At 41.1% G+C, this 4,396-nt stretch carries 3 protein-coding genes; 2 read left to right on the forward strand and 1 reads right to left on the reverse strand.

Going from position 1 to position 4,396, the window contains the following annotated elements; genetic code table 11:
• Window positions 1–186: 186 nt before the first annotated feature.
• Together H6G41_RS34235 and H6G41_RS34240 are read left to right on the forward strand one after the other, a co-directional pair.
• On the forward strand, window positions 187–1,545 hold the full coding sequence (locus tag H6G41_RS34235; RefSeq protein WP_190752811.1) for an S-layer family protein: 1,359 nt from the start codon (window positions 187–189) through the stop codon (window positions 1,543–1,545).
• 274 nt (window positions 1,546–1,819) lie between these two features.
• Entirely contained in the window at window positions 1,820–3,298 is a 1,479-nt protein-coding gene (locus H6G41_RS34240; RefSeq protein ID WP_190752813.1) for an alpha-amylase, read from the forward strand.
• 249 nt (window positions 3,299–3,547) lie between these two features.
• Here H6G41_RS34240 and H6G41_RS34245 read toward each other — a convergent pair whose 3' ends face one another.
• Window positions 3,548–4,309, reverse strand: coding sequence for a calcium-binding protein (locus H6G41_RS34245; protein WP_190752816.1), 762 nt, complete (start codon window positions 4,307–4,309; stop codon window positions 3,548–3,550).
• Window positions 4,310–4,396: the final 87 nt, after the last annotated feature.

Here is a 4,396-nt window from a genome sequence, read left to right on the forward strand (position 1 = left end):
ATTTAGCTACAAAACATCCCTTATTTACACTGTTTAACTTCAAAGCAGACGACAAGTGTATAGATTCTTCATGCATAGATGAGGGGGAGAAAAGGGGTTGCCGAGAGCAACCCCTTTTCTCCCCCTTAAAATGATTATCATTCTTGAGAAAACCTGTCTCTTGTTTTTCTTGGAATAATTTATTCTTTGGAAGTCCCGAAAACTGGTTCCTTGCTGGTTAAAGATGGATCGCAAGTATTGACTGTTACAACTGGTGCAGGTAAGGGGGGTTCATTAGCTGTTGATGCTCAAGATGTGCAAATAATTGGCGCAACCAATGATAATACATTTCCCAGTGCCTTATTAGCTTCCACAACACTAAACTCAACAGGGGATGCTGGAGATGTGAGCATAAAAATAGATTCTTTGCTCATTAAAGATGGGGCACAAGTGGGTACTGGTACATTTGGTACGGGTAATGGTGGTTCTATAACTATTGATGCTTCCGATTGGGTAGAAGTTATCGGTACTTCGACAAATGATACGTTTTTTAGTGCGATCAACACATCTACAAATAGTTCTGGGAATGCAGGCAATTTAACCTTGAACGCCAGACGCTTAATTGTTGGTGGTGGTGGTTTTCTCGCAGCGGAGACATCACAAACAAGTACTGGCGACGGCGGTAATTTGCTCATCAATGCTAGAGATTCTGTGGAAGTAACAGGAATTTCTCTTACAGATAGTATTCCCAGTACGCTATCAGTTCGCAGTCGTGGTGAGGGTAAAGCGGGAAATTTGACTGTCAACTCATCACGCATTGGTGTCAAAGACCAAGGCACAATCAATGCAGAATCTTTTGCCGTTGATGGTGGGAACATTACACTCAATACCAATTTACTATTACTGCGGCGTGGTGGTACGGTTTCTGCAACCGCAGGGATTGAGGAAGGCGCAGGTAACGGCGGTAACATTAACATTAATGCCACAGCGATCGCAGCTGTCGCTAGTGAAAACAGTGATATCCGTGCCAATGCTTTTACAGGCAAGGGTGGTAATGTCATTATCACCACAGAAGGATTATTTGGCATTGTGCCTGCATCCTTCCCGACAGACCAAAGTGAAATTACTGCGAGTTCCCAATTAGGACTGCAAGGACAAATCAATATTATTCAACCCGAACTTCAACGTACCCAGGGAATTATCGAACTCCCCTCCACTGTCCTTGATGCTAGTACTAAATTTGCTCAAGTGTGTCCTAGAGGTGTAAATGCCAAACCTCTAGGTAAATTTATCATTACTGGACGCGGCAGTTTACCGCCCAGTCCTTTTGAGTTAATGACAGGTACTGTTAACTTAGCTGAATTAGCAACCTTAGATGGGCAAAGTTCGCCACAGGTACGCACAGAAGCAGAAACCAGAAGTTTGGATATTAATTCCAGTTCCGAGACGGCTATCGAAGCCCAAAGATTGGTAAGAACTACCGATGGTCAAATTGCTCTTGTAGGCGGCTCTGCGGCTGCTGTACCCAATTCCATGACTGCTCCTTCATGCCCAGTTGCTTCGTGAGATAGTATGGCTTAAGTGCGATCGCTGTCTGGGTAGTTGTATCATCGAGTAATACCCATTTGAAAAAAGATGCTTCTTTGCAGGAGTAAGACTTCGCGGTACATTCCCACATTCTTGAAGTATCAATTACGCACCCAACCCAGCACATCGCCAAAGCCAATTTCTTAATTATTTCTTCCAAATTTTTCACTAAAAACTACTGCCAAAATTCCGAATTGCCACTAATCTCAACTGTATCTTTGGAAGAACGCAATCTTTACAAGCACAACAAAACATGGCACAGATCAACGGCACAATGATGCAATATTTCCACTGGTATACCCCAAATGATGGGAACTTGTGGAGCAAAGTAGAAGCTTCCGCCGCAGAATTAGCAGATGCAGGTTTTACAGCCCTATGGCTACCACCCGCTTATAAAGGATTTGCTGGTGCATATGATGTGGGATATGGGGTTTATGACTTATTTGATTTAGGTGAATTCGATCAAAAAGGTTCAGTACGGACGAAATACGGTACCCGTCAGCAATATCTTGATGCGGTGAAATCTCTGCAAACACATGGTTTGCAAGTTTACGCCGATGCTGTATTAAATCATCGGATGGGTGGCGATCGCACAGAAACACCAAAAGCAACACCTTTTTGGCAAGATGATCGCCTCAATCCTAAAGGTGGGTTGCAAGACATTAAAACCTACACCCATTATGATTTTCCTGGCAGAAAAGGCAAATACTCTAACTTTGAATGGCATTGGTGGCATTTTGATGCTGTTGATTATAACGAATATAACCAAGGCGATCGCAGCACAATTTATTTACTTGAAGGGAAAAAATTTGATGACTACGTAGCTTTAGAAAAGGGCAACTTTGCCTACTTGATGGGTTGTGATGTCGATTTCCAAAACGATTGGGTACGTGGTGAAATCACTTATTGGGGTCAATGGTATCTTGATAATACAAATGTCGATGGTTTCCGCTTAGATGCCATCAAACATATCTCCTCTTGGTTCTTTCCCCAATGGATAGATGACCTAGAACGCCATGCGGGCAAAGATTTATTTGTTGTGGGAGAGTATTGGTTTAACGATATTAATACTCTGCTTTGGTATGTTGATGCTGTGCGCGGCAAAATGTCAGTTTTTGACGTACCGCTACATTACAACTTTCACCAAGCCAGTAAATCTGGAGGCAATTATGACATGCGCCGGATTTTAGATAACACAATGATGCAAAAACGTCCTACCCATGCTGTAACTTTTGTTGAAAATCATGATTCTCAACCGTTACAAGCCTTGGAATCTGTCGTTGAACCTTGGTTTAAACCCCTAGCATACGCTATTATTTTGCTGAGAGAAGAAGGTTATCCTTGCGTTTTCCATGCTGATTATTATGGTGCAGAATATGAAGACAAGGGGAGAGATGGCAATAGCTACAAAATTTTTATGCCCTCTCACCGTTGGATTATGGATAAGTTACTTTATGCACGCAAGCATTATGCTTATGGCCCGCAATACAGCTATTTCGACCATTGGAATACTATTGGCTGGACACGTTTAGGTGATGAAGATCATCCCAAAGCAATGGCTGTAATTCTTAGTGATGGCCCTGAAGGTGATAAATGGATGGAAGTTGGAAAACCCAATACTAAATTTATTGATTTAACAGAACATGTTAAAGAACCTGTATACACCAATGAGTCGGGTTGGGGTCAATTTCGTTGTTTAGGCGGTTCAGTATCAGTTTGGGTTGAAGAATAAAAAACTCCACCTACTTGGGCATTGGGCATTGGGCATTAGTTATTAGTCAGTAATTACTTCTCCTCTGCTCCCTGCTCCCTGCCTCATACTCGCATCGCTGCCCAAGAAACTGAACACAAAACAATCGCCATTCTTGAAAGCATTAGCGATGCCTTTGTGGCTTTTGATTGTGATTGGCGAGCGATCGCATTTTTTTGCGGGATAAAAAGTGCGATCGCGTCAGATTATTTCCCCAGAATTTGAGCTAGATTACACAACAGTAAAATTATTCTCGTTCAGTGATAATCCCGCAGACAATTGGGCAAATTGTACTTGAGTAAATCCTGTAGCATTACCATCCTGGTCAAAATACAAAGCACCTGTATTATTATCGTAGATAAATCTTTGAGATTCTTGGCTAGCCGCAGTACCGATAGCAAACTGACTAAATAAAAGTACACTGGGCGATAATCCACCACCGAAACCATTAGCAGATACTTGAATTAAATCATTATTTGGATTGAAGAAAAAGATAGTATCAATGCCTTCATTGTAATTATTAAAAACAAAGGTATCATCACCACCAGTGCCAGTCAGAGAATCATTCCCATTGCCACCAATTAAAATATCATTACCATAATCATCTAATATTGAATCATCGTCATATACAGGAGTTCCTCCAACGAGGATATCATCACCATTACCGCCTAAAAGGGTATCATCATAGCTTGTGCCGTTAATATTTAATTTTTCAATATTTAAGAAATTAACTAGGCTATTACTATTATTAATTGTGCCCTGGTTAGTGATGGCATCCCAGGTCATGGTAATACCACTCTTAGTATAACCATAATTAACTTCCAAATAATCTTGACCTGTGCCACCATCTATTGTGACGCTGACTACATCAAGAAGTATGTCGGATGCAAAATCTACATAAGAGAAAGTATCATCACCGCTTCCACCATTGAGGATGCCACTACTCCAGCAAGCTATTGAATCATTACCATCTCCACCATAGGGGAAACGCATCTTATTTCCTAATAAAAACTAAGAGAGATTTCAAAATGACATTGATAATTGTAAAAATTCCGGCAATGATAAATAAAACAAATAAAA

The organism is Tolypothrix sp. FACHB-123, assembly GCF_014697075.1.
In the GTDB taxonomy this organism is placed as follows: Bacteria; Cyanobacteriota; Cyanobacteriia; order Cyanobacteriales; family Nostocaceae; genus Aulosira.

What these genes read in the sequence shown, in the direction of transcription:
- H6G41_RS34240 (WP_190752813.1), top strand. Translation starts at nt 1,820, where the DNA reads ATGGCACAGATCAACGGCACAATGATGCAATATTTCCACTGGTATACC.
- H6G41_RS34245 (WP_190752816.1), bottom strand. Translation starts at nt 4,309, where the DNA reads ATGCGTTTCCCCTATGGTGGAGATGGTAATGATTCAATAGCTTGCTGG.